Annotated in this window: 1 tRNA gene and 2 rRNA genes (1 of these 3 cut by a window edge); all 3 read left to right on the forward strand. The window is 52.6% G+C overall.

Features of this window, described 5'->3' with window-relative positions:
- Positions 1 to 1,987 (forward strand): 23S ribosomal RNA (locus EE36_RS01610) (it extends 879 nt beyond the left edge of the window).
- A gap of 183 nt (positions 1,988 to 2,170) precedes the next feature.
- A 5S ribosomal RNA gene (gene rrf / locus EE36_RS01615) occupies positions 2,171 to 2,285 on the forward strand.
- 69 nt (positions 2,286 to 2,354) lie between these two features.
- A tRNA-Met gene (locus EE36_RS01620) sits at positions 2,355 to 2,428 on the forward strand.
- Positions 2,429 to 2,430 lie beyond the last annotated feature (2 nt).

Genomic DNA, 2,430 nt, shown 5'->3' on the forward strand with positions numbered 1-2,430 from the left:
AAATCTATTTAGGTAGAGCGTCATCCGAATACCCTCGGGGGTAGAGCACTGGATGGGTAATGGGGCCCCACAGGCTTACTGATCCTAACCAAACTCCGAATACCGAGGAGTACTAGATGGCAGACACACAGCGGATGCTAACGTCCGTTGTGAAGAGGGAAACAACCCTGACCTACAGCTAAGGCCCCTAATTCATGGCTAAGTGGGAAAGCAGGTGAGACGACCAAAACAACCAGGAGGTTGGCTTAGAAGCAGCCATCCTTTAAAGATAGCGTAACAGCTCACTGGTCTAAATAAGTTGTCTTGCGGCGAAGATGTAACGGGGCTCAAGCCATGAGCCGAAGCTTAGGATGCATTAATTGCATGGTAGCAGAGCGTAGTGTGACATAGTTCCATGTCTCCTTAGCCCTTCGGGGTATTGGAGACGCGGAGCTTTCTGTGAAGCGGGCGCGTGAGCGATCCCGTGGAGAGATCACTAGTGAGAATGATGACATGAGTAGCGACAAAGAGTGTGAGAGACACTCTCGCCGAAAATCCAAGGGTTCCTGCTTAAAGCTAATCTGAGCAGGGTAAGCCGACCCCTAAGGCGAGGCCGAAAGGCGTAGTCGATGGGAACCAGGTTAATATTCCTGGGCCAGATGGAAGTGACGGATCTCGAGGGTAGTTCATCCTTATCGGATTGAATGGGCTGCTTAGAGGTCCCTGGAAATAGCTCCATCGCTAGATCGTACCCTAAACCGACACAGGTGGATAGGTAGAGAATACCAAGGCGCTTGAGAGAACTATGTTGAAGGAACTCGGCAAAATACCTCCGTAAGTTCGCGAGAAGGAGGCCCGGTTCCTAGGCAACTAGGGGCTGGGGGCACAAACCAGGGGGTGGCGACTGTTTATTAAAAACACAGGGCTCTGCGAAGTCGTAAGACGACGTATAGGGTCTGACGCCTGCCCGGTGCCTGAAGGTTAAAAGGAGGAGTGAGAGCTCTGAATTGAAGCCCAGGTAAACGGCGGCCGTAACTATAACGGTCCTAAGGTAGCGAAATTCCTTGTCGGGTAAGTTCCGACCTGCACGAATGGCGTAACGACTTCCCCGCTGTCTCCAACATAGACTCAGCGAAATTGAATTACCGGTCAAGATGCCGGTTACCCGCGGTTAGACGGAAAGACCCCGTGCACCTTTACTACAACTTCACACTGGCATTAGGCCGAACATGTGCAGGATAGGTGGTGGGCTTTGAAACGTGGACGCCAGTCTGCGTGGAGCCTCCCTTGAGATACCACCCTTGTTCTGCTTGATGTCTAACCGCGGTCCGTTATCCGGATCCGGGACCCTGTGTGGTGGGTAGTTTGACTGGGGCGGTCGCCTCCTAAATCGTAACGGAGGCGCGCGAAGGTTGGCTCAGAGCGGTCGGAAATCGCTCGTTGAGTGCAATGGCAGAAGCCAGCCTGACTGCGAGACTGACAAGTCGAGCAGAGTCGAAAGACGGCCATAGTGATCCGGTGGTCCCAAGTGGGAGGGCCATCGCTCAACGGATAAAAGGTACGCCGGGGATAACAGGCTGATACTGCCCAAGAGTCCATATCGACGGCAGTGTTTGGCACCTCGATGTCGGCTCATCTCATCCTGGGGCTGGAGCAGGTCCCAAGGGTACGGCTGTTCGCCGTTTAAAGAGGTACGTGAGCTGGGTTTAGAACGTCGTGAGACAGTTCGGTCCCTATCTTCCGTGGGTGTAGGATACTTGAGAGGAGTTGCCCCTAGTACGAGAGGACCGGGGTGAACGATCCACTGGTGGACCAGTTGTTATGCCAATAGCAGTGCTGGGTAGCTATGATCGGACAGGATAACCGCTGAAGGCATCTAAGCGGGAAGCCCCCCTCAAAACAAGGTATCCCTGAGAGCCGAGATAGACCATCTCGTCGATAGGCCAGAGATGTAAGCGTAGTAATACGTTCAGTTGACTGGTACTAATTGCTCGATAGGCTTGATTTGATCCAGTAGAAGAAAGACTTCTTACTAGGACAAAAGCATACACATACAATCAGTGGTACTGACTTGGACAAATCCTTACCCAGAATGGTGAGGGGGCGGGAACGCGCATCCTTCGGATACGCTCTCTCCCGCTTGTTGCTCTTTTGCCAATGGCAAAAGCAGCAACATAGAGGTTTTACTCGGTTTGGTGGTCATAGCGTAAGCAAAACACCCGATCCCATCCCGAACTCGGCAGTTAAGTGCTACTGCGCCAATGGTACTGCGTCTTAAGACGTGGGAGAGTAGGTCACCGCCAAACCTAGCAAAACCTCTACGTATCTCTCAACGATGACAATAAATAAGCCAATACAATAACATTGGCACCCAGCGCGGGATGGAGCAGCCCGGTAGCTCGTCAGGCTCATAACCTGAAGGTCGTAGGTTCAAATCCTACTCCCGCAACC

This window comes from Sulfitobacter sp. EE-36 (assembly GCF_000152605.1).
GTDB classification, from domain to species: Bacteria; Pseudomonadota; Alphaproteobacteria; order Rhodobacterales; family Rhodobacteraceae; genus Sulfitobacter; species Sulfitobacter pontiacus.